This is a genomic window from Halosimplex marinum (assembly GCF_051414075.1).
GTDB lineage: Archaea > Halobacteriota > Halobacteria > Halobacteriales > Haloarculaceae > Halosimplex > Halosimplex marinum.
Map to the genome: position 1 here is coordinate 758,187 of NZ_JBLKNY010000004.1, position 23,119 is coordinate 781,305.

Sequence of the window (23,119 nt, forward strand, 5' to 3'; positions counted from 1 at the left end):
TCGGGAGCGGGGTTCGCGTGGATCAGCAGTGGCCAGTGTCGTTCTCGCGGACGATCCGCACCGCGCCCGTCTCGCGGTCGAACGCGAACTCGTTGATCGAGCAGTTCTCCTGCGACTGCTCCAGGATCGCTTCGACGATATCGAGGCCTTTCACGTGTCCGAGAAGCAGGCGAATGGGGCCGCCGTGAGTCACGATAAGGACGGTCTCGCCCGGTTCACTCTCGGTCAGCGTCGTCTCCCACCGCTCGATGACGCGTTCGCGAACGTCCGCGAGACTCTCGCCGCTCTCCGGGCGCCTGTTCGCCGCTTCCGGGCCGACCGCTCCGAGGTCGTACTCGGGGAACCGCTCGGACATCTCGTCGACCGAGAGGCCCTGGTGGACGCCGAGGTCACGCTCACGCCACGCCGACTCGAACGCGACGGGCGCGTCGACGTGTTCGAGCAGGATCTCGGCCGTCTCCTCCGCCCGACACAGGTCCGACGACAGGACCCGATCGATCTCGTATCCCTCCGCGAGTACCGCGCCGAGCCGGTCGGCCTGCTCCCGACCGAGGTCGGTGAGCGGGGCGGGCGCCCAGCCTTGCAGTCGTTGCTGTCGGTTCCACGTGGTCTCACCGTGTCGGACCGCGACGATAGCCGTCATCCCTCTCGACGGGCCGACCGATGACGTGAGGGTTCTAATCCGTTCCCCTGTTCTCTCGAGTTGCGACGGGGATCGGTTCTCGGCGTCGGTCGTCGAGCACACCCGCGAACCGACCGCCGCGCGACTCGGGGACCGAACCACTAAACCCGTGGGACGCGACTCCGCGAACGGATGGCGTTCCGGCGATTTCTCCGGGGGACGGTTCCCTGGCCGACGCTCGAAGGGGCGGTCCGGGAGGTGATGGACCGCTACGACCTGGAGACGGCCAGGGTCGTCTTCCTCGACGCGGACAACTGGCTGTCGACGCCCTGCGTCGTCAACGACGACCTGTTCGTCAAGGTCGTCACCGAGCAGAACTCGCTGGTCCACGCCCTGCTGACCGCCGGGCGCAACCTCGGGGCCTTCTCCTCGGGGACCGAGGGCTTCTTCGAGCGGTTCGACGCGCCCATCGAGATGGCCGAACACGAACTGGAGGCCAACGAGCGGATGCGCGAGATCGGGGTCAACGCCCCCGAGCCCAAGGAGGCCTTCGAGTACGACGACGTGGCCGTGATGGTCCTCGAATACCTCCCCGACTTCCGGTCGCTCGACGAGTTGCCGCCCGACGAGGTCCGGGGCCACGCCGTCGAGCTGTTCGAGGCCCTGGAGCGGATGCACGACAACAACCTCGCCCACGGCGACCTCCAGCGGGAGAACGTCCTCGTCTCCGGCGGCGAGCTGTACTTCATCGACGCGACGAAGGTCCGCGACGACGCCATCGAGGACGCCCGCGCCTACGACACCGCCTGCGCGCTGGGCGCGCTCGAACCGCTGGTCGGCGCCCGCGACGCCGTCGCCGCCGCGCTGGAGGTCCACGACCCAGACGCGCTGATGGCCGCCCGCGAGTTCCTCGACTTCGTCAACATCCGCCCCGAACACGACTTCGACGGCGCCGCCGTCAAGGGCGAGATCGAGAAACACGCGGCCTGATCGGCCGTAAAACACCCTCTGCTTGCGAGCGCCGTATCGCTCGTTTTCGACCGGGCGACCGAACCCGGTCGCATGGAGATCCACACCGCCGTCGAGATCGACGCGCCGCCGGAAACCGCCTGGGCGGTCCTCACGGACTTCTCGGCGTACCCCGAGTGGAACCCGCGGACTCGTATCACCGGGCTCCCAGCAGAGGGCGAGCAACTCGTCGTCGAGCCCGGACCCGACGCCGAGGGGATGCCGACGTTCAGACCGCGCGTCCTCCGGGCGGACCCACCGCGGGAGCTACGGTGGCTGGGTCGCCTCTACGTCCGAGGGCTATTCGACGGCGAGCACGTCTTCGCGATCGAGGACCTGGGCGACGGGCGCTCCCGGTTCACGCAGTCGGAGACGTTCGGCGGCGTCCTCGTTCGCCCGCTGCTCCGGCTGTACGGCGACGACACCGAGGCGGGCTTCGAGGCCGTCAACGCCGCGCTCAAGGCGCGCGCCGAGGATATCGAACACGACAGCGACGCGACCGAACACGGTACTGACGCCGGAGGGGACGAGCGGCGCGCCGGAGGCGACGGTCATGCTCCCGACGCCGACATCTCGCCCCGCGGATGAGCGACGGCGCTACGGATCCGACTCCCGGGCGCTCGCGGTCAGGTAGATCCCGCCGAGGACGACCGCGCCGCCGGCCACCGTCCACCGGCCCGGCACCTCCGCGAGCAGGAGGAGCGCGAGCACCGTGCTCCCGACGGGTTCGCCCAGTAGCGAGACGCTCACAACCGACGACTCGACGTGTTCGAGTGCCCAGTTGATCACCGTGTGGCCGAAGATCCCCGGTCCCACGGCCATCGCGAGAAAGAGGAGCCACTCGCGGGCGAGATATCCGCGGAGCGGGTCGCCCTGCGCGACGACGATGCCCCCGAGGACCGCCGCGCAGACCGCGTAGACGACGGTGACGTACGGGACGAGCGCGACCCGCGCGCGCAGTGACCGCCCCGCCAGCACGTAGACGGCCATCATCACCGCGCCCGCGAGGGCGAGGGCGTTGCCCGCCAGCGGGTGCGGGCCGACCGCGGTCCCCGCGAGGAACTCGCCGACGGACATGACCGCCGCGCCGGCGACGGCCAGCACGATCCCCCCGATCTTCGGGAGCGTCAGCCGCTCGTCGAGGACGGCGGCGGCGCCGACGGCCACGAACAGCGGCTGGGCCTGCACGAGCGTCACCGAGGCGGCCACGCTCGTCCACTCGACCGACTGGAACCACGCCGCGAAGTGGACCGCCAGCGCCACGCCCGTCGCCCCCGCCGCCAGCGCGTCGCCCCGGCCCAGCGACCGGAGCGTCTCCCCGTGCCGCGAGGCGGCCAGCGGCGCGACCAGCCCGACCGTGAACAGCACCCGGTAGAACGCCGCCACCGTCGGCGGGGCCGAACTCCAGCGGATGAGAATCGCGCTGGTCGACACCGCGAGGATGGCGACGACCAGCGCCGCCGCCGGCGACACGCGCGCCGCCAGCCGCCGCGACAGCGTCTCGCCGGCCATTGGCGACTCTTTCGGCAGCGGCCCCTTTCGTCTTGCGGTGGGCGACACCCGGTACCGAACGCTATCGGATCCGGACGGCGGCGCGGCCGTCGACGGCGACGAGTTCGAGGACGAGCCGCGTCTCTTCCCCCACTCGGAGCCGTTCGGCCGGATGGGGTCGGATACTGATACCGTCGACGACCACCGCGTGCTCGGTCCCCCCGGCGACCCGCCAGGCGAACCGCGTCCCGTCCGGGTGATCGCTCGCGCCGTCACCGGGTCCGTCCGTCGACTCGCTCGTTCGTGACGGCCGGCCGACGGCGAACCGTTCGAGCGGCGCGCTGGCGAACCCCTCGGTCGGGAACGCCACCGCGACCGACCGACGCGCGGGACCGGCGTCCGGCGGGAGCGCGCCGTTGGCGGCCGCGAGCGCACGCGCCTCCGCGACGATGCGCTCGACCGCGTCGCGGACGGCGGCGTCACCCCGCTGGACGCCGGCGTACTCGACCGCGGGCACGGCGACGCCGGCCACGGCGACCAGCAGCGCGACGGTGAAGGCGACCCTGACCACGGGCTACAGCGCGTCGCGCACGCGCTCGATGAACTGCTCGGTCTGACTGCCCTCGTCGGAGCCCGTCCCCGGCGACTCGTCGCTCGGTGAGCGGTCGTCCCCGACGGCGGCCGCCCCGTCGCGCCGCCGGCGCTGGCCGCCGGTGGCCCGCTCGTCGGGGTGCCCGCGGCGTCGGTCGCCGCCGCGCGGTCTGTCGCGGTCGCGCCGTTCTTCGGGGTCGTGCTGTCGGTCGTGGTCGCTTTTCCCCTCGGGGTCAGACTGTCGCGCGTCGTCGTAGCCGGGGCCGCTCGACCCCTCCGCGGCGCCGATTCGGTCCGTGCCGTCGGTCCCTTCCACCCACCCGGACCGCCCCGCGTCTCCGGACCGGTCGCGCTGCCGGTCGTGCCGGCGACCGTCGCTCTCGACGGCCGCCTCGACGGTCTCGGCCTTCGCGAGCGCGGCGCTGGCGCGGCGTTCGACCTCGCGGTTGACGGCGCGGACGTTGCCCGCGTAGCCGCGGACGGCTTCCAGGCCGGCTTCGAGTTCGTCCAGCCTCGATTCGACGGCGTCGAGGCGGTCTTCGAGCGACTGGAGGTCGTCGGCGACGCCGCCGGCCTCGCGGAGGTCGGTCAGGTCGGTGTCGCCGTCGGTCAGCGCGCGTTCGACGGCGTCGACTCGCGCGTCGAGGTCTCGCTCGGACATGAACGGGGGTGGTCCCGCCACCGCACTTGAACCCTCGGGCGTACCCAACGTTGAATAACCACTACTCCGAGGGTAGGGATATGAAAGTCGTCCTGATTGGTGTCGGTCAGGCCGGGGGCAAGGTGACCCAGCGGCTGGCCGAGTACGACTACGACATGGGGTTCGGCGCCGTCCAGGGGGCGATGGCGGTCAACACCGCCGAGGCGGACCTGCAGAATCTCGACATCGATACGATGCTCATCGGCCGGGACCGCGTGAAAGGTCACGGGGTCGGCGGCGACAACGAACTCGGCGCGGAGATCATGCAAGACGAGGCGACGGAGGTGATGGACGGCCTCGACGCGAAGCTCTCCACCGACGCGGAGGCCGTCGTCATCGTCGCCGGACTCGGCGGCGGCACCGGCTCCGGCGGCGCGCCCGCCCTCGCCAGTGAGCTCAAGCGTATCCACGACATCCCCGTCTACGTCGTCGGCATCCTCCCCGGGCGCGACGAGGGCGCCATCTACCAGGCCAACGCCGGCCGCTCGCTCAAGACGGTCGCCCGCGAGGCCGATTCGCTGCTGCTCATCGACAACGACGCCTGGCGCAGCGCCGGCGAGAGCCTCGAAGAGGGCTTCGAGGAGATCAACGACAACATCGCCCAGCGGCTCGGCCTGCTGTTCGCCTCCGGCGAGATCGAGGCCGTCGACGAGGTCGCCGAGAGCGTCGTCGACTCCTCGGAGATCATCAACACGCTCCGTCCCGGCGGGATGGCCGTCCTCGGGTACGCCAGCGCCGCCGCCAGCGAGGACGCCGGCGAGAACGTCAACGCGATCACTTCGACGACGCGCAACGCCTTGCTGACCGGCACCAGCGTCCCCAACGTCGTCGAGGCGGAGACGGGCCTGCTCGTCGTCGCCGGCCAGCCCGAGCGCATCTCCCGGAAAGGCGTCGAGCGCGCCCGCTCGTGGATCGAGGAGGAGACCGGCAGCATGCAGGTCCGCGGCGGCGACTTCCCGCTCGACTCCGAACGCATCGCCGCCCTGGTCCTGCTGGGCGGCGTCGAGCGCTCCAGCCGCATCGACGAGTTCATGGAGCGCGCCAGGGAGGCCCACGAGGCCAAAGACGACGACCGCGGCGAGGCCAAGGAAGCGTTCGTCAACGAGGAGCTCGACGACCTCTTCTGAGCCACCGTCTCCCGGCGGTCGGCGCTCGCTCCCCCGCCCGGAAGCGAAAGCTCTAATCGCCGGGCCGGGGAACTCCCGGGTATGGCTGACGACGACTCCGAGGAGGAGGAGACGCTCGCGGTCGAGCTCGGGGAGGGCGAACCGGTCGAGGGCGCGCCGCTGGCGCGCGTCGCCTCGCGGCTGAACTGGGGCGCCGCCCACAGCGACATCGTCGAGCGCGAGGGCGACGCCACCGTCCGCACTCCCGACGGTCCCCGCGACCTGGCCGACGTGATGGACGAAGTCGACACGCCCTACTTCGAGACTCGGCAGGAGTTCATCGAGGCTGTCCGCGAGGTCGTCGGCACCGGTCCGATCCCGACCGCAGACGAGTGACCCGCTGACGCCGAGAGCCGAGTGCCTACCGGGCCGCACTCGACCATAGCCGGCGCATAATTACGTTGCAGTGAGGCGTTCTCCTCCCGGACGATGGTCCAGACCGTACTCGTCGCGGGAGTGGTCGCCTCGGTGTTCGTCGGGTTCAACATCGGCGGGTCTTCGACGGGGATCGCGTGGGGGCCGGCGGTGGGCGCCCGGATCCTCCGGAAGGTCACGGCGGCCGCGCTGATGACCGTGTTCGTCTTTCTCGGCGGCTGGACGGTAGGGCGGAACGTCATGGACACGCTCAGTGGTGGGATCATCACGACAGAGATCCCGCTCGGAGCGGGGGTCGCCGTCCTGTTTTTCATCGGGTTCGGGATCCTCGTCGCAAACGTGTTCGGGGTTCCGGTACCGACCTCGATGACGACGGTCGGTGCGATCACGGGACTCGGTCTCGCGACCGGGACGGCGAACTTCCAGACGATCGGGTGGATCGTCTCCTGGTGGATCGTGACGCCGGTCGTCGGGTTCTGGATCGGGGTGACCGTCGGCCGGTACGTCTACCCGGAACTCAACCGGCGCGTCCGGATCGAGGTCTCGGAGGGTCCCACGCTCGCGCTCGACCGGGGTGGTGCGGTCCCCCGACCCGCGCTCGGTCCGAACACGACGACGGGCGAACTCGCCGGCACCGTCGTCGTGCTCGTCATCGGCTGCTACATGGCGTTTTCCGCGGGCGCGAGCAACGTTCCCAACGCCGTCGCGCCGCTGGTCAGCAGCCGCGCGCTCGAACCGGACATCGCGATCGGGATCGCGACCGTCGCCATCGGGCTGGGCGGGTTCACGATCGCCCGCCGGACGATGGAGTCGGTCGGATCCGAACTCTCCGACATCCCGCTGCTCGCGGCGCTCGTCGTCATGATCACCGCCTCGACGGTCACGACCGCGCTGTCCTACATCGGCATCCCGATCAGTCTCGTCATGGCGTCGGTGATGACCATCGTCGGCCTCGGCTGGGGGCGGGCGACTCGTCCCATCGCCGCGCGCGACGCGCTCCGCGGGGAACTCGACGCCGAGATCGAACCGGCCGCGCTGACGGCCGAACCGGAGACGCCGGTGACGGAGATCGGCGAGGCCGAACCCCCCGAGGTGCTCGACGCGGGCGACCTGTTCAATCCCCGTGCCATCGCCAAGTACGTCTCGATGTGGATAATCGGGCCGACGATGTCGACGCTGCTGGCCTACGTCTTCTTCACGCTCGTCCCGGTCGCCTGAGCGAGCCGATCCGCGGCCCCGGCGACCGTTCGCTCCGGGACCGATCGGCCGAGCGACACCTCCCGTTTTTACCCGCGCTACTCGTAGGACGGGTATGGTTTCGCGCGTCCTCGTCCCGATGGACGGCTCGGAGATGAGCGAGCGAGCGCTCGAATACGCCGCCGAGGTGTACCCGGAGGCCGAGTTCACGGTCCTGCACGTCGTCGGCGAGCCCTCGCCGCTGTGGGGGAAGGCCGCCGGGGTCGCGATCGCCGACGACATCGACGCGGCCGCGCGCGAACACGCCGGGCCGATCTTCGAGCGCGCCGAGGCGATCGTCGACGACGCCGAGGGCGACATCGCGCTCTCCACGGAGGTCGCGCTCGGCCACCCCGTCCGCGCGATCATCAACCGCGCCGAAGACTACGACACGGTGGTCATCGGCAGCCACGGCGGTACCATCGCCGAGCGGCTGTTCGTCGGCAACGTCGCCGAGAAGGTGTTCCGCCGGTCGCCGGTCCCGGTGGTCGTCGTTCGGTGAACCGCGGGCGCTGGGGGAGCGGTCCCGCGCTCGACCGGCGCGACCGCTCTCCGACTCAGGCGCGCCCGTCGTCGGGCTTCGACCCATCGCTCCCGTCGCTGGCCTCGCCGGTCCGGGATTCGCCGTCGATGCGCTCGTCCAGCGACTCGACCCGCGTCTGAACCTCGTCGAGTTGGTCGCTCATCGTCCGTTCGACGGCCTCGACGGTCTCCTCCATCGACTCCTCGACCGTCTGTTCGACGGTGTCCTCGACCGTCGCTTCGACCCGCGCCTCGACGGTGTCTTCCATCGTCGCTTCGACGGTTTCCTCCATCGTCGACTCGATCTGCTCCTCGACCGCCTCCTCGACGGTGCGGGTCATCCAGTCGGGGTCGAACCGGACCATCTTCCAGACGACGTGGACGACGTACGCCGCGAAGACGCCGACGCCGAACGCGACTCCGACGCTGGTGTTCACGGTCGCGATCAGCACGATGGAGAGTGCGATCAGGCCGCCGTACGCGAGATCGACCAGCGCGTCGGCGCGGACGGGGCTCACCACGGTCTCCGGTCACCCCCGCGTTCGCTCCGTTCGGGTCCGGTCGGCTGACTCCCTCTACGGTCGGACCTCCCCTCGAAGCACATCGTTGTGACTGTTCATAGGAGAGCCGGACGGATTAGTCCGATCCACGGTCGACTGTGACCACCACAGCACTGAAGACCACGAGCGGCGATTCCCCGACGAATGGGCGACTCGGCGATTGGGGTCGTCGGCGGCGGCATCGTCGGGGCGAGCGTCGCGTACCATCTCTCCGAGCGGACGGACGATCCGGTCATCGTCTACGAACGGGGTGATCTCGTGTCGGCGACCACGTTCAGAGCGACGGCGATGATCGGCGTCGCCGGTCCCGATCCGTACCACCGGATGAAGGAGTACGGCTTCCGTCTCTACAACGACTTCTTCGCCGACCCCGAGGCCGAACCCCGGTACCGCCAGTCGGGCCGGCTACGGGTCTCGACGACCGAGCGCGGCGCCCGGGAACTCGAAACGCTCGCGTCCGTAGCGTCCGACCGGTCGGGAACGGAACCACCGAGGTCCGCGAGCGCGGCGAAGTACGCGAACAGCCCCGTCGACTACGTGCCGGGCGGGAAACTCCGAGACCGGTTCGTGCTCCCGCCGCTGCGGACGGAACTCGTCGAGGGCGCACTCTACCGACCGCAGTACGGCTACGTACAGGACGACAGCCGGACGCTGGGGCCGCGCGAACTTGCGATGGAGTTCGTCGAACGCGCCCGCGCGAACGGGGCCGACTTCGAGACGAACACCGCGGTGACGGACATCGCCGTCGAAGGCGATGCGGTCCGCCGGATTGAACTCGACGGTGGTGAGACGGTCCCGGTCGGATCGGTCGTCTGCGCCGCCGGGCCGTGGAACGCCGAGGTCGCGGCCCTCGCCGGACTCGACCTGCCCGTCGAACACGTCCCCTCGCCGGTGTTTGCGCTGAAACTGGCCGACCCGCTGCCGTACTCGTTGCCGATGATCAAGTCGCACGACTCCTCGGTGGGGATCCACCCCAAGCGCGACGACACGGTGCTCGTGACGTATACTCCGGGCGAAGACGAACGGGAGGGTCGTCTCGACCCGTCGGCGGTCGGCGACACAGCGCCCGACGAGTACCGTACGACGGCGATCCGGTGGGCGGAGAGGCTGCTGCCCGTTCTCGAAGACGCCGAACTCGTCGACGAGTGGGTCGGCGTGGGAACGAACACGCCGGACGGGAAGCCCATCGCGGGCTGGACCGGCGTCGACGGCCTCGTGCTGGCCGCGACGCGGGCGGGTATCCAGTACGCACCGGCGGTCGGCGATATCGTCGCGCGGCAACTCGTCGACGGCGACCCGACCGAGTACTACGACGCCGTCTCCGTCTCCCGGTTCGACGGGTACGAGGACGGGCGAACGACCGACAGTGCGGAGTGACCGCACTGAGCCGATCAGTCCAGCAACTGGTCGGCGATGGTGTTGCGCAGCACTTCGCTGGTACCCTCGTAGATCTCCGATAACTTCGCGTCGCGGTAGTACCGCTCGACGGCGAAGTCCCTCGTGTAGCCGTAGCCGCCGTGGATCTGGATGGCCTCGTTGCACACCTCCCGGGCCATCTCCGAGGCGTACAGCTTCGCCTGGGCGGCCTCCTTGACGTAGCGCTCGCCGCGCATCTTCCTGTCGGCGGCGGCGTGCATGAGATAGCGAGCCGCCCGGATCTTCGTGTCCATGTCGGCCAGCTTGTGCTGGATGGCCTGGAACTCGCTGATCGGCTGGTCGAACTGCTCGCGGTCCCGGGCGTACGCCAGCGCGTCGTCGAGCGCCGCCTGCGCGAGCCCGATGGAGCGGGCGGCGATGGTTATCCGCCCGCCGTTGAGCGTCTTGAGCGCCTGGACGAACCCCTCCCCCTCCTCGCCGAGTCGCCGGTCGGCGGGGACCTCCATCTCGTCGAAGCGTAACTCCGCCGTCGGACAGCCCCTGTCGCCGAGCTTGTGTTCGGTCCCTTCGACGTGGAACCCGTCGTCCTCGTCGGGGCGGACGACGAACGACGAGATGCCCTTGCCGCCGGCCTCGGGGTCGGTCTTGGCGAAGACGACCACCGTGTCGGCCACCGAGCCGTTGGAGATCCACAGCTTCCCGCCGTCGATGACGTAGCTGTCGGGTTCGCCGGTACCCTCGGCGTCGCCGCCGACGGGCTCCGCCGTGGTCTCCATCGCGGGCACGTCGCTCCCGGCGCCGGGTTCCGAGAGCGCGAACGCGCCGATCTCGTCGCCCTCGGCCATCGGGACGAGGTACTGCTCGCGCTGGGGTTCCGTCCCGAACTCGTAGACCATGTTGCAGGCCAGCGAGACGTGCGCGGCGACGATGGTGCCCAGGCCGCCCGACCCTCGGGAGATCTCGACCAGCGCCTCGGGGTAGGCGTGGTAGTCGAGACCGGCGCCGCCGTACTCCTCGGGGATCGGCATCCCCATCAGCCCCAGCTCCGCCATCTGGTCGACCAGATCGGCCGGGAACTCGTCGGTCTCGTCGATCTCGGCGGCCCGCGGGACGACCTCCTCGTCGACGAACTCCGCGACCATGTCGCGGATCTGGCGCTGCTCCTGCGTGAGGGCGAAGTCCATGTGACTACCTACCGCGGCTCGGCCCTTGATTGTTCGCCAGCGAGTGCGGGACGGTGGCGTTCAGTTCGATGTGCGAGTTGAGCAGTTGTTTCTGCTGATCAAGTTGTGAATGAAATAGTGACGACCGCGACCGCACTCGACGGTGAGCGATGAAAGCCCTCGGCCCGCTCGCGGTCGCTGAGCGACATATCCGCGCTCTCGGCACCGCCCGCGCGGATAGGGTCGCTCAGGCGACTACATGAACGCGAGCGCGCCTCGCCCTTTCAGTCCACCAGGACCGCAACCGCACCGCGACCGCACGGCACCGGGGACAGCCACGAGTCTCCCCAGCCGATTCGCTCTCTCGCTGCGCTCGCTCATCCCTCGCGCGGCTACGGTCGCACGCATGAACGCGCGCTCCAGCGCGCGCCAACGCACCGCAACCACTCACTGCAAGAGCTACCGCCTGTACTGAGCACCCACCGAGGAAGCGAGACGGGTCAGCGGTCCGGACCTTTATATCGGAGAGCGGGACCAGCCACTCGCGTGTCCGAGGTGACCAAGCTCGCGGTGGTCTGTCTGCTGGTCGCGGGAGCGGTCGGTCCGGCGGTCGGGGCGGCCGTCGATCCCGCGGACCCGTCGAGCGCGACAGACGCGCTTCGGCCGACAGAGCCGCGGATCGCGGCGGTCTACCCGAACCCCGTCGCCGACGGCGACCGGGGCGAGTTCGTCGTGCTCGACGTGCCGAACGGGACCGACCTCGGCGACTACCGCCTCTCCGACGGCGACGGCGAACTCGTCCTGCCGAACCGGACGGTCGGCGATCGGGTCGCGGTCACGACCGTGCCGGCACCCGTCCGGAACCTCACTCGAATCGCGGTCGTCGCGGCCAACGGAAGCGTCGCACTGGCCAACGGGGGCGAGCGGCTCCGGCTCCGGCGCGGGAACTCGACCGTCGCACGCGCCCGGTACCGCGAGGCCCCCGAGGGGGAGATCGGACGCTTCGACGACCGCGGTGCGGTCGCGTGGCGACCCCTCGGCCGGACAAACCGCTCGGTCGTCACCGCGACGGGCGGCGAGGTGCGAGCGTTCACGCTCCCCGACGCGCCCGGCGTCCCGCTCGACGTGATCCGCGGGGCCGACAGTCGCATCCTGCTCGCGGGCTACACGTTCACCTCCGAGCGCATCGCACAGGAACTCGAACGGGCGGCCCGGCGCGGCGTCGACGTACGCGTCCTCCTCGACGCCGAGCCCGTCGACGGGATCACCCGACGCCAGGCGCGACTGCTCGACTCGCTCGTCGACGCCGGCGCCACGGTGCGACTCCTCGGCGGCCCCCACGGCCGTTACGCGTTCCACCACCCGAAGTACGCCGTCGCGGACGACCGCGCGGTCGTACTGACCGAGAACTGGAAGCCCGCGGGGACCGGCGGCCACGCCAGCCGCGGCTGGGGCGCGGTCGTCTCACAGCCCCGGATCGTCGACGGACTCGCGAAAACCTTCCGCGCTGACGCCGAGTGGCGCGGCGCCCGCCCGTGGTCGCAGGTCCGGCGCGGCCGTTCCTTCGAGCGGGCGAGCGTCGCGAACGGCTCCTTCCCGAGCCACCGCTCGCCCGAGACGGTCCCGGTGAACCGCACCCGGTTGCTGGTCGCGCCGGACAACGCGGGCCGGGCGGTCACCGCCGCGCTCGACGGCGCCGACGAGTCCATCGACGTGATCCAGATGAGCGTCGACGGGCGGGACCAGCGCTTTCTCCGCGCGACGGTCCGTGCCGCCCGCCGCGGCGTCGACGTGCGGCTCCTGCTGAGCGGCGCGTGGTACGTCGAGGAGGAGAACCGCCGGCTGGTCGAACACCTCCGCGGGGTGGCCGAGCGGGAGGATCTGCCACTGACCGCGAAACTCGCAGAACCCGGGGGAGACTTCGAGAAGATCCACGCGAAGGGCGCGGTGATCGACGGCGACCAGGTGCTCGTGGGCAGTCTCAACTGGAACGGCGAGTCGATCCGGAGCAACCGGGAGGTCGTCCTCTCGCTCGAAGGCGAAGCGGTCGGCGGATACTACGAGGCGGCCTTCGAGGCTGACTGGAATGGCGAAGAGAGCGGGCCCTCGCTCCCGGTCGGGATCGCCGCGGGCATCGGCGGTTGCGCACTGCTCGCGGTACTCGTCGCACGCCGGATCGAGTTCGGCGAGAGCGCGGGTGTCGGTGGCTGACCCTGTCGAAGGGGAGAACTCAGTCCTCGGCGAACGCCGCCGAACTCCCGAGTTCTTCGTCGATCTCGGCGTCGGCCATCTTCTCGACCAGCGCGTCGATGACGGTCTCGCGCATCCCGCGGACGAACTTGATCGAGCCGACGACGAGGTGGCCGCCGCCGCTGACGCCGCCGCCGTCGACCTCCGCCTTCAGTTCCTCGACCATCGTCGGGATGTCCAGACGGACGCCGTCGGAACGGAGGACGGCGAAGTCCGGGCCGTAGCCGATGGTGATGACGGGGTCGCCGGTCTCGGCGACCTTCGAGTCGTGGATCTTCCCCGTCGTCTTCCCGGGAGCGGGGTAGGTGAACCGATGGGCGTGGTTCTCCACGTCGATGCGGTAGAGGTGGGCGTCGTTGTCGAGGCGCTCGTGGTCGACGTGGGGCATCGCGGCGTCGAGCTGGCGTTCCACGTCCCGCTCGGCGCGGGTCGCGAGGAACGAGACGAGCTCGCGGTGGCGCTCCTCGTCGTCGCAGTCGACGTTGAGCGCGTCCGTGATGAGCTGGCCGCCGTCGTCGTACTTCAGCCAGAAGGTGGCGTAGTCCAGCGCCTCGCCCACGTCGCGGAGTTCGGCCTCGTCGTACCCCTCCTCGCGGGCGAGTTCGAGGTAGTCGTCCATCGCCTCGGCCTCCGAGCGGTCCGAGAGGCCCGCGACCGCGGGGACGTGCCGGAGATCGTCCGTAATCGACGGGTCGATCATCCGCGCGAGTTCGACACACATCATCCCGGTGGTGATGCGGTAGTCCTCGTCGTGGAGGTAGGGGTTGACGTGCTCGTCGAGCAGGTCGCCGACCGCGTCGGGGTCGGGGTGGTGGTGGTCGACGACGACGATGGGCACGTCGTAGTGGGCGAGGTTGCGGTAGGCCGGGGTGTCCTCCTCGGTCGAGCCGTTGTCGAGCATCAGCAGGAGCGGGAGCCGCTGGCCGTGGCGTTTGCGGTCCTCCAGGGCGAAGTTCAGGTCGCGGGTCACGTCCTCCATCTCGTAGTACGGCGCCTTGCTCGGCAGGCGCTTGAGGAGGTGCTGGGCGGCGTCGGGATCCTCGTAGGTGTCCGCGATGAACCGCTCCAGGGCGACCTGCATCGGGACGCTGGCGCAGATGCCGTCGCCGTCGGCGTGGTGGCGCATCCGGATCGGACGGCCCTCCAGAATCTCCCGGCGGAGCCGCCGGGCGACGGCGCGCAGGTCCTCGCGGAGTTTCCCGAAGGCCTCCCACTCGACGAGCGGCTCGGGGTCGTGGGGCTCGGCCAGCTCGTCGAGGTCGGCGTCCTGCTCGGTGCGGACGCTCTCGGCGTCGTCGCCGTCGAGCACCTGCAGGTCGTCGATCTCGACCTGGACGGCCCCCTCGCGGGTCTCGACGTAGCCGTCGACGCGGACCACGTCGTCGAGTTGCACGTCCTCGTAGGCGCGGACGCCGGCCTCCTCGAAGGCCGTGCAGGGGGCGATCCCGGTCGCGTCGCGGACCTGGAAGACGGTCGGGCCGCCGGTCTGTTTGATCTGGACGACCACGCCCTCCAGCGTGACCGACTCGCCGACGACATCACCCAGGTCGGCGACGGCGTGGCTGTCGCGGGCGACCTCCTCGACGTCGTAGTCGGGCAGGTCGACCTCGTTGAAGGCGATGTCGCCGTTGTCCCGCACTTCTTCGAGCTCGACGACGAGCTCGTCGCCGACCTCGTAGGTGCCCAGCAGGTTCGAGCTGTGGACGAGGCCGGACACGTCGTCCGAGAGGTCGACGAAGACGCCGTACTCGACGACGCCGTTGACTTCGGCGAGGTACAGTTCGCCCTCGGAGACGTACTCGAAGTCGCAGTTCGCTGCGAGGTCGTAGACGGTCGTCCCACCGTCGGGGACGGCGACGCCGGAACCCCCGGCGTCAGGTACAGGAACCATTTGCAGTCGAGTCGTCCCCGACGCTAGTTTAACCTTCGGAAACCGTCTCGACCGGGTTGTCGCCCGTCTCCGAATTCCGGGCGGTTTCGGGTCGCGCTGGGGCGGTCCGGACCGACCCCGAAAAATAAGACACCCGGGACCGCTAGGTGCGGCCGTGCTGGACCGCGACATCCCGGACCATATCGTGCTGATCCTGATGGGGATACTTGTGATCCTCGCGCCGGCGGTGATCCTCGGGCTGACGCTCGAGTTCCTCGTGCTCACCGGCGACCTGGTCCTCGGTCGCGTGACGCTCGTCGAACTGCTCGAACTGTACCTCATCGACCTCGTCGCGGTCTCAGTGGTCGCGTACCTCGTCTACCGGCTCGGCCAGCGGCTCGTCCACCACGGGAGCGCGGTCACCGACCCGGCGAGGGACGAGGACGCCGACGGCGACGACGGCGAGGACAGCCGGGAGCGCTGAACGGTGCGGGCGGTCAGTCGTCGTGCTCCCGCGGGACGTACGAGCGGCCGCCGCGGCGCCCGAAGACCCACTCCCTCGGCGTCAGCTTCCGGTCCGCACCGTCCTTTCGGGCCACGTCCAGCCGCTCCTCGGTGGTCTGGAAGTAGTTGACGACGGTCACGAGCAGGACGCCGCCGACGGTGTTGCCGAGCAACACCGGGAAGACGAACCCGCCCAGCGCGGGGACGAGCGCGACCCCGCCGGCGAACGCGAGGTACATCGTCTCCGTGAACGAGACGACGACGTGGAAGAGGTTCCCGAAGGGGACCGCGAGGAAGGAGAGGTAGACCACGACCAGCCGGGCGGTCGCGTCGTTGACGGCGTAGACGAGCCAGACCACGCCGGCGACGATGAGCCCGGCGAACGCGGCCTTGAAAAAGAGCGTCCAGAAGGGGGTCTCGATGCCCTTGCGCGAGAGGTACGCGGCGGCCTCGGCGGCTTCCGGCGAGAGGACGCCCGTGCGTGCGAGCACGAGCGCGCCGAGCCCGCCGCCGACGAAGTTCCCGACGACGACGACGCTCCAGATCCAGAGCAGCCGGGGGAGACTCGCCAGCCGTTCGAGCACGAGCACGACCGGCGGGAGCGTGTTCTCGGTGTAGAGCTGGTAGCCGCCGACGATGATGAACACGAACCCGAGCGGGTACAGCAAGGCGCTGGTCACCGGGTCGCCGTCGGTCGCGGCCGTCATCGACGCGTACAGCAGGAACGTGACGGTGATCGCGAACCCGGCCGCGAGGGCGCTGAAGAACAGCTCTCGGGTCCCGGTGGTTGCCTCCTCGTCGGCGGCGGCGACGATACGCTGGAACACCTCGTGGGTCTCGAACTGGTCGCGGACGACGCCCCCGACGGCCGGCGCCCCCCGGCGGGACCGCTCGACCGCCTCGCGGACTGACTCGTCGTCCGGCGTCTCGTCGGTCATCGGCCCCACGTAGCGGGTCGCGCGTGAAAACACCCCGTGGTCGGCGCCGGCCCCGACCGGCGCGCGTCCCCCGGTCGCGGTCGCCTTCGCGGCTCGCAGGTCGCTTCGCTCCCCGCTCGCTCGGTCCGGGGCGCTCACTTCGTTCGCCGTTCGCTTTCGGAACCTCCCTCCGCTCGCGCCGCGCGCCGCGTCCGGAACGCTTGTTACGCGGGCTACCCGACGGGGAGACATGGGACTGTTCCGCTCGGGCGAGGTGGTCGGCATCGCCGAGGCCGCCCTGGAGTTCGCCCTGGAGGCCTCGGAGGACGCCCACCCCGACGAGTACATGGGGTTTCTGCGCGGCGAGGACGCCCGGAAGTTCGATCTGGACTACGAGGGCACCGTCCTGACGGACGTGCTCGTCATCCCGGGAACGGAGTCCAACCCCGTCAGCGCCACCGTCGACTCCAGCATGATCCCCAACAGCTCCCGGGCGGCGGGGTCGATCCACTCCCACCCCAACGGCGTGCTCCGCCCCAGCGACGCCGACCTCCAGACGTTCGGCAAGGGGAAGGTCCACATCATCGTCGGCGCGCCCTACCGGAAGTCCGACTGGCAGGCGTTCGACCGCGAGGGCGAGCCCGTCGACCTGCCGGTGCTGGAGGTCGACCTGCCCGAAGACGAGTTCTTCGACTTCTCCCAGGAGGACATCGACGCCGAGCTCATGGAGGAGTCCGACTACGGGACCGAGGGAACGGACTTCCGCTCGGAGCCCGGCGACGAGTGGGGCGAGCGATGACCGAGGGGCGAGACGGGACCGGACCGGGCAGTCGGCGACCGCCCGTCGACGAGGCCGTCGTCGTCGCCCAGGGGACCTTCGACATCCTCCACCCCGGCCACCTCCACTACCTCCGGGACGCGAAGGCGATGGGCGACCGGCTGGTCGTCATCGTCGCCCGCTCGACGAACGTGACCCACAAGGAACCGCCGGTGGTCCACGGCCCGCAGCGCCGGGAGATGGTCGCCGGCCTCGACCCCGTCGACGAGGCGCGGCTCGGCCACCCCGAGGACATCTTCGCGCCCATCGAGGAGCTCGACCCGGCCGTGATCGCCCTGGGCTACGACCAGCACCACGACGAGGAGGGCGTCCGCGCCGCGCTGGCCGAGCGCGGCATCGACTGCGAGGTCCGCCGCGCCAGCGCCTACGAACCGGGCTACGAGGGGCTACTCTCCTCGGGCCGGATCGTCGACCGGATCCTCGACGAACGGGGATAGCGCTCGGTCCACGGTGTCGGACTTTCGCGGGCGCTCCCGCGTCGCGCCCCGGTCGCCGGCCGGGTGTCGGCAGTTCGTGTAATCATCCGAAAATTTAATTCACAGCGGCGCGCCTCGGGCGGGTATGAAACGGGTCACGGTGGAGGACGTGCCGTCGCGGGCGTATCGGGGACTGGAGCTGTTCCTGCTGATCCCGCCGGTGTTGATGGCGCTGTTCGCGCTGGGGACCGTCCTGCTTTTCGTGATCGGGTTCGGCGGCGGGTCCACGGCGGGGTCGGCGGGTACGGCGGCGACCGGATCCGTGGGCGGGGTGGCGAGCCCCGGGGCGGCGATGGCTGGGGGAGTCGTCATCGCCTGGGTGCTCGCACTCGTGTTCGGGCTCGCGTCGGCGGTCGCGATCCCCCTCTTCCTCTACTTCGACGCCGGGCGGGTCGCGGTACAGGACCTCGAGTGGGAGCCGAGTCAGGGGCTGTACGCGGTCGCCGGGTTCTTCCTCAGCGGACTGGTCGTCTGGCACTACCTCTACAAGCGCCACCAGTACGTCGTCGACTGGGTCGGCACCCAGGCGTGGTGGTACCTCGCGCTCATGGGGGTCGGCGTCGGCATCCTCGGCGTCGCCGGGAGCGCCATCCAGCCGGGACTCGCGCTCGTCGGTCTGCTCGGCCTCCCGCTTTTCACCACCGGTATCTACAAGGACGCGACCTACGTCCGCCTCAACAGCGACTGGCGCCCGAACCCCGTGAACCACTTCCTCGGCGCCTTCTTCACCGGGGTGATCGCTGTCCTCGGCGTCTTCTACTTCGGCTACTACGCGTACAAGCGACACGAACACGTCGGGATCCTCTGAGCGCCCCCGTTCGGGAACGCCGTCCTCCGGCGCACCGGGTCCACGACGGCCGAGGGGTCGGCACGTCCGGGCGGAAAACGAAACCGGGCCGAATCGGACGGCTACAGCAGGTCGTGCTCGGCGAGCCGTTCGACGCCCTCGCGGAGTCGCTTCTCGTCGTTGGCGTAGGCCAGGCGGACCCAGCCGGGGGTACCGAACGCGCTGCCCGGCACGGTCGCAACGTGGGCCGTCTCGATGGCCTCCTCCGCCCAGGCGACGTCCTGCGCCCGGTCGTCGTCGCCGTCGATGCGGGTGTCGGCGACGGGGAGCATCAGGTAGAACGCACCGTCGGGCGCCGGGACCTCCTTGCCGTGCTCGGCGAAGAGATCGACGAGCATGTCCCGGCGGTCCTCGAAGGCCGAGCGCATCTCCTCGACGGCCTCGTCGGTGTTCTCCAGGGCCTCGACGCCGGCGTGCTGGACGAAGTTGACCGCGCAGGTCACCGAGTGGCCGTGGATCTTGCCGGACTGGCCGACCAGCTCCTCGGGGGCGGCGTAGTAGCCCAGCCGCCAGCCCGTCATCGCGTAGGCCTTCGAGAAGCCGTTGAGCGTGATGGTCCGGTCTTCCATTCCGTCCAGCGTGCCGATGCTGGTGGCCTCGACGCCGTCGTAGGTGATCTCCTTGTAGATCTCGTCGGAGATCACCGTCACGTCGTGCTCGACGGCGATGTCGCGGACTCCTTCGAGGGCCTCGTCGGAGTAGACGGCCCCGTGGGGGTTGCCCGGGGAGTTGACGACGAGGATCTCCGTGTCGTCGGAGACGGCCTCAGCGAGGTCGTCGATCGCGGGTTCGAGCTGGAAGTCGTACTGTGCGGTGTCGACGCGGGTGAGCGAGCCGTCCGAGAGCTTGACCATCGCCTCGTAGGAGACCCACGCGGGGTCGACCAGCGCGACCTCGTCGCCGTCGTCGATGAGCGTCTGGAAGACCTCGAACAGGCCCTGCTTGCCGCCCGGCGTGACGACGACGTTCTCGGTGCCGTACTGGGAGAGGCCGTCGCCGTGGAGCTTCTCGACGATGGCGTCTTTGAGCTCGGGGATGCCGTTCGAGGGGGTGTAGCCGGTGTGGCCGGCGTCCATCGCCGCCTTGCCGGCCTGCTTGACGTTCTCGGGGGTGTCGAAGTCGACGATGTCGCCGACCGAGAGGTCGACGACGTCGACGCCCTCGGCCTCCAGCTCGGAGGCCTTGTTGCTGATCGCGACGGTCGCGCTCGGTTCGATCCGTTCGACGCGTGCTGCGAAGTCCATGGTTGTGTATGTAGTCGTCCGCGGTGTGGTCACGGGAGCTGTTCGACGAGGTCGACGGCGCTGTCGACGACGGTCGCGCCGTAGTCGGTCCGCGCCTTCGCCTCGGCCGTGCTCATCCCGGGGCCGGTGACGCCGAACGCGACCGGGGTGTCCCGGTCGAGGCTCACGTCCGTGAGCCCCTGCGCGGCGGCGTCGGCGATGACCTCGTCGTGGTCGGTGTCGCCCTCGACGATGGCGCCGATGACGGCCACGGCGTCGATGTCGTCGCGGCGGGCCAGCCGGTCGGCGGCCAGCGGCGTGTCGTAGGAGCCGGGCACCTCGACGGTCGCGGCGACCTCCGCGTCGCGCTCGGCGGCGGCCTCGCGGGCCGCCGCCTCCATCGCGTCGACGACCGACCCCTCCTTGTCGAACTGGGCGACCACCAGACCGAGCTGTACCATATCCGGGGCGAAGCGAGCGCGCATAAAAGAACTACCGAACCCGCACCGTCGCGACCGCAGTTCGCCCCCGTCGACGGCCGCCCGCCGGAGAGGGACACGCTTATTCCCGCCGGTGGGCAACCCCGGCGCAATGACACTCACCTCGCCCGGACCGACGCTCGGCGTCGTCGGCGGCGGCCAGCTCGGCCGGATGCTCGCCGAGGCCGCGGCGCCGCTCGGCGTCGAGGTCGTCGTCAGCGACCCGACCCCCGACGCCCCGGCCGCGCCGGTCGCCCGCGACCAGGTCGTCGGCGACTTCGACGACCTCGAGGCCGTCCGCGAGCTCGCCGAGCGGTCCGACTTCCTCACCTTCGAGATCGAACTCACCGACCCCGACCTGCTGGAGCGGGTGAGCGAGGAGACCGACACGCCGGTCCACCCCGACCCCGAGACGCTGCGGATCATCGAGGACAAGCTCGTCCAGAAGCGCCGGCTGGCCGAGGCGGGCGTCCCGGTCCCCGAGTTCCGCGAGGTGAACTCCGCCGACGAACTGCGCGACGCGCTCGACGACCTGGGGTATCCCGCGATGCTCAAGGCCCGGAAGGGCGGCTACGACGGCCGCGGGAACGTCCCCGTCGACTCCCCCGACGACGTGGAGGCGGCGTTCGACGAGATCGTCGACGCCGCCCAGGACGGCAGTCAGGCGGACCCGTCGGGCGTCGCGATGGTCGAGGAGATGGTCGACTTCGAGCGCGAACTGGCCGTGATGGGCTGTCTCGGGAGCGAACAGTGGGGCGACGGCGGGGCGCCCGAACGCGACACCTTCCCGGTCACCGAGACGATCCACCGCGAGGAGATCCTGCGGGAGACTCGCTCGCCGCCGGAGGCCGACGAGGCCGTCCGCGAGCGCGCACGCGAGGTCGCTCTCGACGTGCTCGACGTGATGGAGGGCCGGGGCGTCTACGGGATCGAGTTGTTCCAGGGACCGGACGACGGGATCCTGCTCAACGAGATCGCCCCGCGGCCGCACAACTCCGGCCACTGGACCATCGAGGGGTGTCACACCTCGCAGTTCGAACAGCACGTCCGGGCCGTGACCGGCCGCCCGCTGGGCGACACCGGCCGGCGCGCGCCCGCGGTGTCCGCGAACGTTCTGGGCGATGTCGAGGAGCGTCAGGTCGCCACGCTCTCCGGCGAGGACGCCGTCTTCGAGCGGCCGCGCGCGCACCTCCACTGGTACGGCAAGCGGGAGGTCTACCGCCTCCGGAAGATGGGCCACGTGACGCTCGTCGGCGAGGGCGACGAGCGGACGGACCGGCTGCTGGCCGACGCCCGCGAGCTACGGGACGGGCTGACGTTCCGGGAGTGAGGAGGACCTGACGGTTTGGGAGCGAGGAGAGCCGACGGTGCTGAACGAGGCGACGGCGGGGCCGTCACGGGGAGGACGGTCCGGTTCCGCCGTCGTCGGTCTCCCCCTCGGCCCGGGGGAGTGCTATCTCGATCGTCGTCCCGTCGGGGCCGCGCTCGACGATATCGACCTCGCCGCGGGATCGCCTGACGATCCAGCGGACCAGCCACAGCCCCATCCCGCTGGCGTGGAACACCGGCGAGATCTCGCGGTGCTCGGTGATGATGTTGGCCTCGTGGTCGGGCAGCCCCGGCCCGTCGTCGCTCACCGTCACGGTCACCGCGTCGCCGTCCGCGTCGACCGCCACCCGGACCGTCGACGCGCCCGGATCTCGGTCGCCCCCGTGCTGGACCGCGTTCTCGACCAGCTCCTCGACGGCCTGCCCGATGGCGGGGATGGCCCTGGCGGTCGCGTCGCCGTCGCCGTCGTACGAGACGGTCGCTCGACCCTCGCGCGCGTCGAACTCCTCGACGATGCCCGCGACGACCGCGTCCACGTCGACCGCGCCGTGGTGGTGTTCGTGCAGCAGGACCTCCGTCGCGTCGTGGGCCTTCTCCGTGAGTTGCATCAGGTCCCGGGCGGCCGACCGGATGCGCTCCGCCGCGGCGGCGTCGCCGCCCGCCTCGGCGGACTCCCCCCGCTCCAGAAACTCGGCGGTGCCGTCGACGACAGTCATCTTGTTGCGCATGTTGTGTCGCAGGACGCGCCCGAACACGCGGACCTGCTCCTCGCGCTCGCGGCGCTCGCTCACGTCCCGGCCGACCCCGACGACCAGATTCTCCCCGTCGGGGTCGTCGAACAGCGCGGCGACGAACTCGTAGGGGATCGGCCCGCCGCTCTTGGGCTGGACCTCCGTGACCCGGCGAGCCGACCCCTCCTCGAACACCTCGGCGACGAACGTCGCCAGCCGCTCGGTCGCGTCGCCCCCGAACAGCTCCGTGACGCCACAGCCCGCCAGTTCCTCGCCCTCGTAGCCGGTGACCGTCTCGACGGTCCGGTTCCAGTCGACGAGGTTCCCGTCGCGGTCGAGCGCGTAGAACAGGTCGTCCAGCGAGTCCAGCATCGCGTGCATGTACCCCCGCTGGCGGGCGAGTTCCCGCTCGCGCCGCTTGCGGGTGGTGACGTCGCGCGCGACGTAGACGACGTGGTCGTACTCCTCGCCGCGGACCGGCGCGATCCGGCCCTCGAACCACCGCTCGCCGTCGCCCACGTCGAGCGTGTACTCGAAGGTCCGGACCTCGCCGGTCTCCAGCGCCGCCTCCAGGTTCGTCACGACCCGGTCGGCCGTCTCGTCGTCGAACACCTCGTCGACCCGCTCGCCCAGCAGCGACCCGGGGTCGTCGTAGAGCAACTCCCGGGACGCCGGGCTCGATAGCACCTGCACGTACGTCCCGTCCGCGTCGAGGATGAACCCCACGTCCGGGAACGCCGTGACCAGCGCGTCGAGCTCGGCATCCGGCGGGAGAGACCCGCCGTCCCCCAGTGGTGGCACCATTCCCCGAATATCGACCGCTCGGACGGAAGAAAGAGATGCC

At 70.4% G+C, this 23,119-nt stretch carries 23 protein-coding genes and 1 pseudogene; 13 read left to right on the forward strand and 11 right to left on the reverse strand.

Translation table 11 applies throughout. From position 1 onward, the window contains the following. Nucleotides 1-22: 22 nt before the first annotated feature. Nucleotides 23-643: a histidine phosphatase family protein gene (locus ACMGFI_RS11895; RefSeq protein WP_436909857.1), complete on the reverse strand. Its 621-nt coding sequence runs from the start codon at nt 641-643 to the stop codon at nt 23-25. 171 nt (nt 644-814) lie between these two features. Here ACMGFI_RS11895 and ACMGFI_RS11900 point away from each other — a divergent pair, with 171 nt between their 5' ends. Both ACMGFI_RS11900 and ACMGFI_RS11905 read left to right on the forward strand, forming a co-directional pair. After that, complete coding sequence (locus tag ACMGFI_RS11900) at nt 815-1,612, forward strand: RIO1 family regulatory kinase/ATPase domain-containing protein (RefSeq protein ID WP_436909858.1); 798 nt, start codon at nt 815-817, stop codon at nt 1,610-1,612. Between the two features lie 72 nt (nt 1,613-1,684). Beyond that, the gene (locus tag ACMGFI_RS11905) at nt 1,685-2,218 is read left to right on the forward strand and encodes an SRPBCC family protein (RefSeq protein WP_436909859.1); all 534 of its coding nucleotides are present in this window, start codon (nt 1,685-1,687) and stop codon (nt 2,216-2,218) included. A gap of 9 nt (nt 2,219-2,227) precedes the next feature. Here ACMGFI_RS11905 and ACMGFI_RS11910 read toward each other — a convergent pair whose 3' ends face one another. The 3 genes from ACMGFI_RS11910 to ACMGFI_RS11920 all read right to left on the reverse strand — a co-directional run bounded on the left by ACMGFI_RS11910 (nt 2,228) and on the right by ACMGFI_RS11920 (nt 4,373). Then, the gene (locus ACMGFI_RS11910) at nt 2,228-3,142 is read right to left on the reverse strand and encodes a DMT family transporter (protein WP_436909860.1); all 915 of its coding nucleotides are present in this window, start codon (nt 3,140-3,142) and stop codon (nt 2,228-2,230) included. 61 nt (nt 3,143-3,203) lie between these two features. Beyond that, nucleotides 3,204-3,692 (reverse strand): DUF7311 family protein, encoded by a 489-nt coding sequence (locus ACMGFI_RS11915; RefSeq protein ID WP_436909861.1) that lies wholly within the window; start codon nt 3,690-3,692, stop codon nt 3,204-3,206. A gap of 3 nt (nt 3,693-3,695) precedes the next feature. After that, a complete protein-coding gene (locus tag ACMGFI_RS11920; RefSeq protein ID WP_436909862.1) occupies nt 3,696-4,373 on the reverse strand; it encodes a DUF7310 family coiled-coil domain-containing protein in 678 nt (225 codons plus the stop codon). 80 nt (nt 4,374-4,453) lie between these two features. Between ACMGFI_RS11920 and ACMGFI_RS11925 the strand changes: the two genes are divergently transcribed. The 4 genes from ACMGFI_RS11925 (at nt 4,454) to ACMGFI_RS11940 (ending at nt 7,691) form a co-directional block, all read left to right on the forward strand. Continuing rightward, entirely contained in the window at nt 4,454-5,539 is a 1,086-nt protein-coding gene (locus ACMGFI_RS11925) for a tubulin/FtsZ family protein (protein WP_436909863.1), read from the forward strand. A gap of 81 nt (nt 5,540-5,620) precedes the next feature. After that, nucleotides 5,621-5,914, forward strand: coding sequence for a DUF5789 family protein (locus ACMGFI_RS11930; RefSeq protein WP_436909864.1), 294 nt, complete (start codon nt 5,621-5,623; stop codon nt 5,912-5,914). 93 nt (nt 5,915-6,007) lie between these two features. After that, nucleotides 6,008-7,171, forward strand: coding sequence for an inorganic phosphate transporter (locus tag ACMGFI_RS11935; RefSeq protein ID WP_436909865.1), 1,164 nt, complete (start codon nt 6,008-6,010; stop codon nt 7,169-7,171). 94 nt (nt 7,172-7,265) lie between these two features. Beyond that, a complete protein-coding gene (locus tag ACMGFI_RS11940) occupies nt 7,266-7,691 on the forward strand; it encodes a universal stress protein (RefSeq protein WP_436909866.1) in 426 nt (141 codons plus the stop codon). A gap of 55 nt (nt 7,692-7,746) precedes the next feature. On the opposite strand, the gene ACMGFI_RS11945 is transcribed toward ACMGFI_RS11940, so the two are convergent. Beyond that, on the reverse strand, nt 7,747-8,229 hold the full coding sequence (locus ACMGFI_RS11945) for a hypothetical protein (RefSeq protein WP_436909867.1): 483 nt from the start codon (nt 8,227-8,229) through the stop codon (nt 7,747-7,749). Between the two features lie 186 nt (nt 8,230-8,415). Between ACMGFI_RS11945 and ACMGFI_RS11950 the strand changes: the two genes are divergently transcribed. After that, a complete protein-coding gene (locus tag ACMGFI_RS11950) occupies nt 8,416-9,648 on the forward strand; it encodes an NAD(P)/FAD-dependent oxidoreductase (RefSeq protein WP_436909869.1) in 1,233 nt (410 codons plus the stop codon). A gap of 14 nt (nt 9,649-9,662) precedes the next feature. Here the strand turns inward: ACMGFI_RS11950 and ACMGFI_RS11955 are convergent, their stop codons facing one another. Beyond that, nucleotides 9,663-10,832: an acyl-CoA dehydrogenase family protein gene (locus tag ACMGFI_RS11955; protein WP_436909870.1), complete on the reverse strand. Its 1,170-nt coding sequence runs from the start codon at nt 10,830-10,832 to the stop codon at nt 9,663-9,665. A gap of 534 nt (nt 10,833-11,366) precedes the next feature. On the opposite strand from ACMGFI_RS11955, the gene ACMGFI_RS11960 reads away from it, so the two are divergent. Continuing rightward, nucleotides 11,367-13,022 (forward strand): phospholipase D-like domain-containing protein, encoded by a 1,656-nt coding sequence (locus ACMGFI_RS11960; RefSeq protein WP_436910236.1) that lies wholly within the window; start codon nt 11,367-11,369, stop codon nt 13,020-13,022. Between the two features lie 19 nt (nt 13,023-13,041). Here ACMGFI_RS11960 and han read toward each other — a convergent pair whose 3' ends face one another. Continuing rightward, nucleotides 13,042-14,952 (reverse strand): Hef-associated nuclease, encoded by a 1,911-nt coding sequence (gene han / locus ACMGFI_RS11965; RefSeq protein ID WP_436909871.1) that lies wholly within the window; start codon nt 14,950-14,952, stop codon nt 13,042-13,044. A gap of 154 nt (nt 14,953-15,106) precedes the next feature. Between han and ACMGFI_RS11970 the strand changes: the two genes are divergently transcribed. Beyond that, nucleotides 15,107-15,415: a hypothetical protein gene (locus ACMGFI_RS11970; RefSeq protein WP_436909872.1), complete on the forward strand. Its 309-nt coding sequence runs from the start codon at nt 15,107-15,109 to the stop codon at nt 15,413-15,415. Between the two features lie 31 nt (nt 15,416-15,446). On the opposite strand, the pseudogene ACMGFI_RS11975 reads toward ACMGFI_RS11970, so the two are convergent. Beyond that, a pseudogene (locus tag ACMGFI_RS11975) lies at nt 15,447-16,373 on the reverse strand (formate/nitrite transporter family protein); the annotation flags it as partial. Nucleotides 16,374-16,602: 229 nt separating this feature from the next. Here ACMGFI_RS11975 and ACMGFI_RS11980 point away from each other — a divergent pair. From ACMGFI_RS11980 to ACMGFI_RS11990, 3 genes are all read left to right on the forward strand, one after another. Next, nucleotides 16,603-17,151 (forward strand): JAB/MPN domain protein-containing protein, encoded by a 549-nt coding sequence (locus ACMGFI_RS11980; RefSeq protein ID WP_436909873.1) that lies wholly within the window; start codon nt 16,603-16,605, stop codon nt 17,149-17,151. Beyond that, entirely contained in the window at nt 17,148-17,627 is a 480-nt protein-coding gene (locus ACMGFI_RS11985; protein ID WP_436909874.1) for an FAD synthase family protein, read from the forward strand. Before ACMGFI_RS11980 ends, ACMGFI_RS11985 begins: the two co-directional genes overlap by 4 nt. Before the next feature lie 124 nt (nt 17,628-17,751). Beyond that, nucleotides 17,752-18,474 (forward strand): hypothetical protein, encoded by a 723-nt coding sequence (locus ACMGFI_RS11990; protein WP_436909875.1) that lies wholly within the window; start codon nt 17,752-17,754, stop codon nt 18,472-18,474. A gap of 101 nt (nt 18,475-18,575) precedes the next feature. Here ACMGFI_RS11990 and ACMGFI_RS11995 read toward each other — a convergent pair whose 3' ends face one another. Together ACMGFI_RS11995 and ribH are read right to left on the reverse strand one after the other, a co-directional pair. Beyond that, nucleotides 18,576-19,757, reverse strand: a complete 1,182-nt coding sequence (locus ACMGFI_RS11995) for a pyridoxal phosphate-dependent aminotransferase (RefSeq protein ID WP_436909877.1) — start codon at nt 19,755-19,757, stop codon at nt 18,576-18,578. A 29-nt stretch (nt 19,758-19,786) separates the two neighbouring features. Beyond that, a complete protein-coding gene (gene ribH / locus ACMGFI_RS12000; RefSeq protein WP_436909878.1) occupies nt 19,787-20,197 on the reverse strand; it encodes a 6,7-dimethyl-8-ribityllumazine synthase in 411 nt (136 codons plus the stop codon). A gap of 130 nt (nt 20,198-20,327) precedes the next feature. Here ribH and ACMGFI_RS12005 point away from each other — a divergent pair, with 130 nt between their 5' ends. Beyond that, the gene (locus ACMGFI_RS12005) at nt 20,328-21,545 is read left to right on the forward strand and encodes a 5-(carboxyamino)imidazole ribonucleotide synthase (protein ID WP_436909880.1); all 1,218 of its coding nucleotides are present in this window, start codon (nt 20,328-20,330) and stop codon (nt 21,543-21,545) included. A 64-nt stretch (nt 21,546-21,609) separates the two neighbouring features. On the opposite strand, the gene ACMGFI_RS12010 is transcribed toward ACMGFI_RS12005, so the two are convergent. Beyond that, the gene (locus ACMGFI_RS12010) at nt 21,610-23,079 is read right to left on the reverse strand and encodes a PAS domain-containing protein (protein ID WP_436909881.1); all 1,470 of its coding nucleotides are present in this window, start codon (nt 23,077-23,079) and stop codon (nt 21,610-21,612) included. Nucleotides 23,080-23,119: the final 40 nt, after the last annotated feature.

What these genes read in the sequence shown, in the direction of transcription:
- ACMGFI_RS11895 (WP_436909857.1), bottom strand. Translation starts at nt 643, where the DNA reads ATGACGGCTATCGTCGCGGTCCGACACGGTGAGACCACGTGGAACCGA.
- ACMGFI_RS11900 (WP_436909858.1), top strand. Translation starts at nt 815, where the DNA reads ATGGCGTTCCGGCGATTTCTCCGGGGGACGGTTCCCTGGCCGACGCTC.
- ACMGFI_RS11905 (WP_436909859.1), top strand. Translation starts at nt 1,685, where the DNA reads ATGGAGATCCACACCGCCGTCGAGATCGACGCGCCGCCGGAAACCGCC.
- ACMGFI_RS11910 (WP_436909860.1), bottom strand. Translation starts at nt 3,142, where the DNA reads ATGGCCGGCGAGACGCTGTCGCGGCGGCTGGCGGCGCGCGTGTCGCCG.
- ACMGFI_RS11920 (WP_436909862.1), bottom strand. Translation starts at nt 4,373, where the DNA reads ATGTCCGAGCGAGACCTCGACGCGCGAGTCGACGCCGTCGAACGCGCG.
- ACMGFI_RS11925 (WP_436909863.1), top strand. Translation starts at nt 4,454, where the DNA reads ATGAAAGTCGTCCTGATTGGTGTCGGTCAGGCCGGGGGCAAGGTGACC.
- ACMGFI_RS11930 (WP_436909864.1), top strand. Translation starts at nt 5,621, where the DNA reads ATGGCTGACGACGACTCCGAGGAGGAGGAGACGCTCGCGGTCGAGCTC.
- ACMGFI_RS11935 (WP_436909865.1), top strand. Translation starts at nt 6,008, where the DNA reads ATGGTCCAGACCGTACTCGTCGCGGGAGTGGTCGCCTCGGTGTTCGTC.
- ACMGFI_RS11940 (WP_436909866.1), top strand. Translation starts at nt 7,266, where the DNA reads ATGGTTTCGCGCGTCCTCGTCCCGATGGACGGCTCGGAGATGAGCGAG.
- ACMGFI_RS11950 (WP_436909869.1), top strand. Translation starts at nt 8,416, where the DNA reads ATGGGCGACTCGGCGATTGGGGTCGTCGGCGGCGGCATCGTCGGGGCG.
- ACMGFI_RS11955 (WP_436909870.1), bottom strand. Translation starts at nt 10,832, where the DNA reads ATGGACTTCGCCCTCACGCAGGAGCAGCGCCAGATCCGCGACATGGTC.
- han (WP_436909871.1), bottom strand. Translation starts at nt 14,952, where the DNA reads ATGGTTCCTGTACCTGACGCCGGGGGTTCCGGCGTCGCCGTCCCCGAC.
- ACMGFI_RS11980 (WP_436909873.1), top strand. Translation starts at nt 16,603, where the DNA reads ATGGGACTGTTCCGCTCGGGCGAGGTGGTCGGCATCGCCGAGGCCGCC.
- ACMGFI_RS11985 (WP_436909874.1), top strand. Translation starts at nt 17,148, where the DNA reads ATGACCGAGGGGCGAGACGGGACCGGACCGGGCAGTCGGCGACCGCCC.
- ACMGFI_RS11990 (WP_436909875.1), top strand. Translation starts at nt 17,752, where the DNA reads ATGAAACGGGTCACGGTGGAGGACGTGCCGTCGCGGGCGTATCGGGGA.
- ACMGFI_RS11995 (WP_436909877.1), bottom strand. Translation starts at nt 19,757, where the DNA reads ATGGACTTCGCAGCACGCGTCGAACGGATCGAACCGAGCGCGACCGTC.
- ribH (WP_436909878.1), bottom strand. Translation starts at nt 20,197, where the DNA reads ATGGTACAGCTCGGTCTGGTGGTCGCCCAGTTCGACAAGGAGGGGTCG.
- ACMGFI_RS12005 (WP_436909880.1), top strand. Translation starts at nt 20,328, where the DNA reads ATGACACTCACCTCGCCCGGACCGACGCTCGGCGTCGTCGGCGGCGGC.
- ACMGFI_RS12010 (WP_436909881.1), bottom strand. Translation starts at nt 23,079, where the DNA reads ATGGTGCCACCACTGGGGGACGGCGGGTCTCTCCCGCCGGATGCCGAG.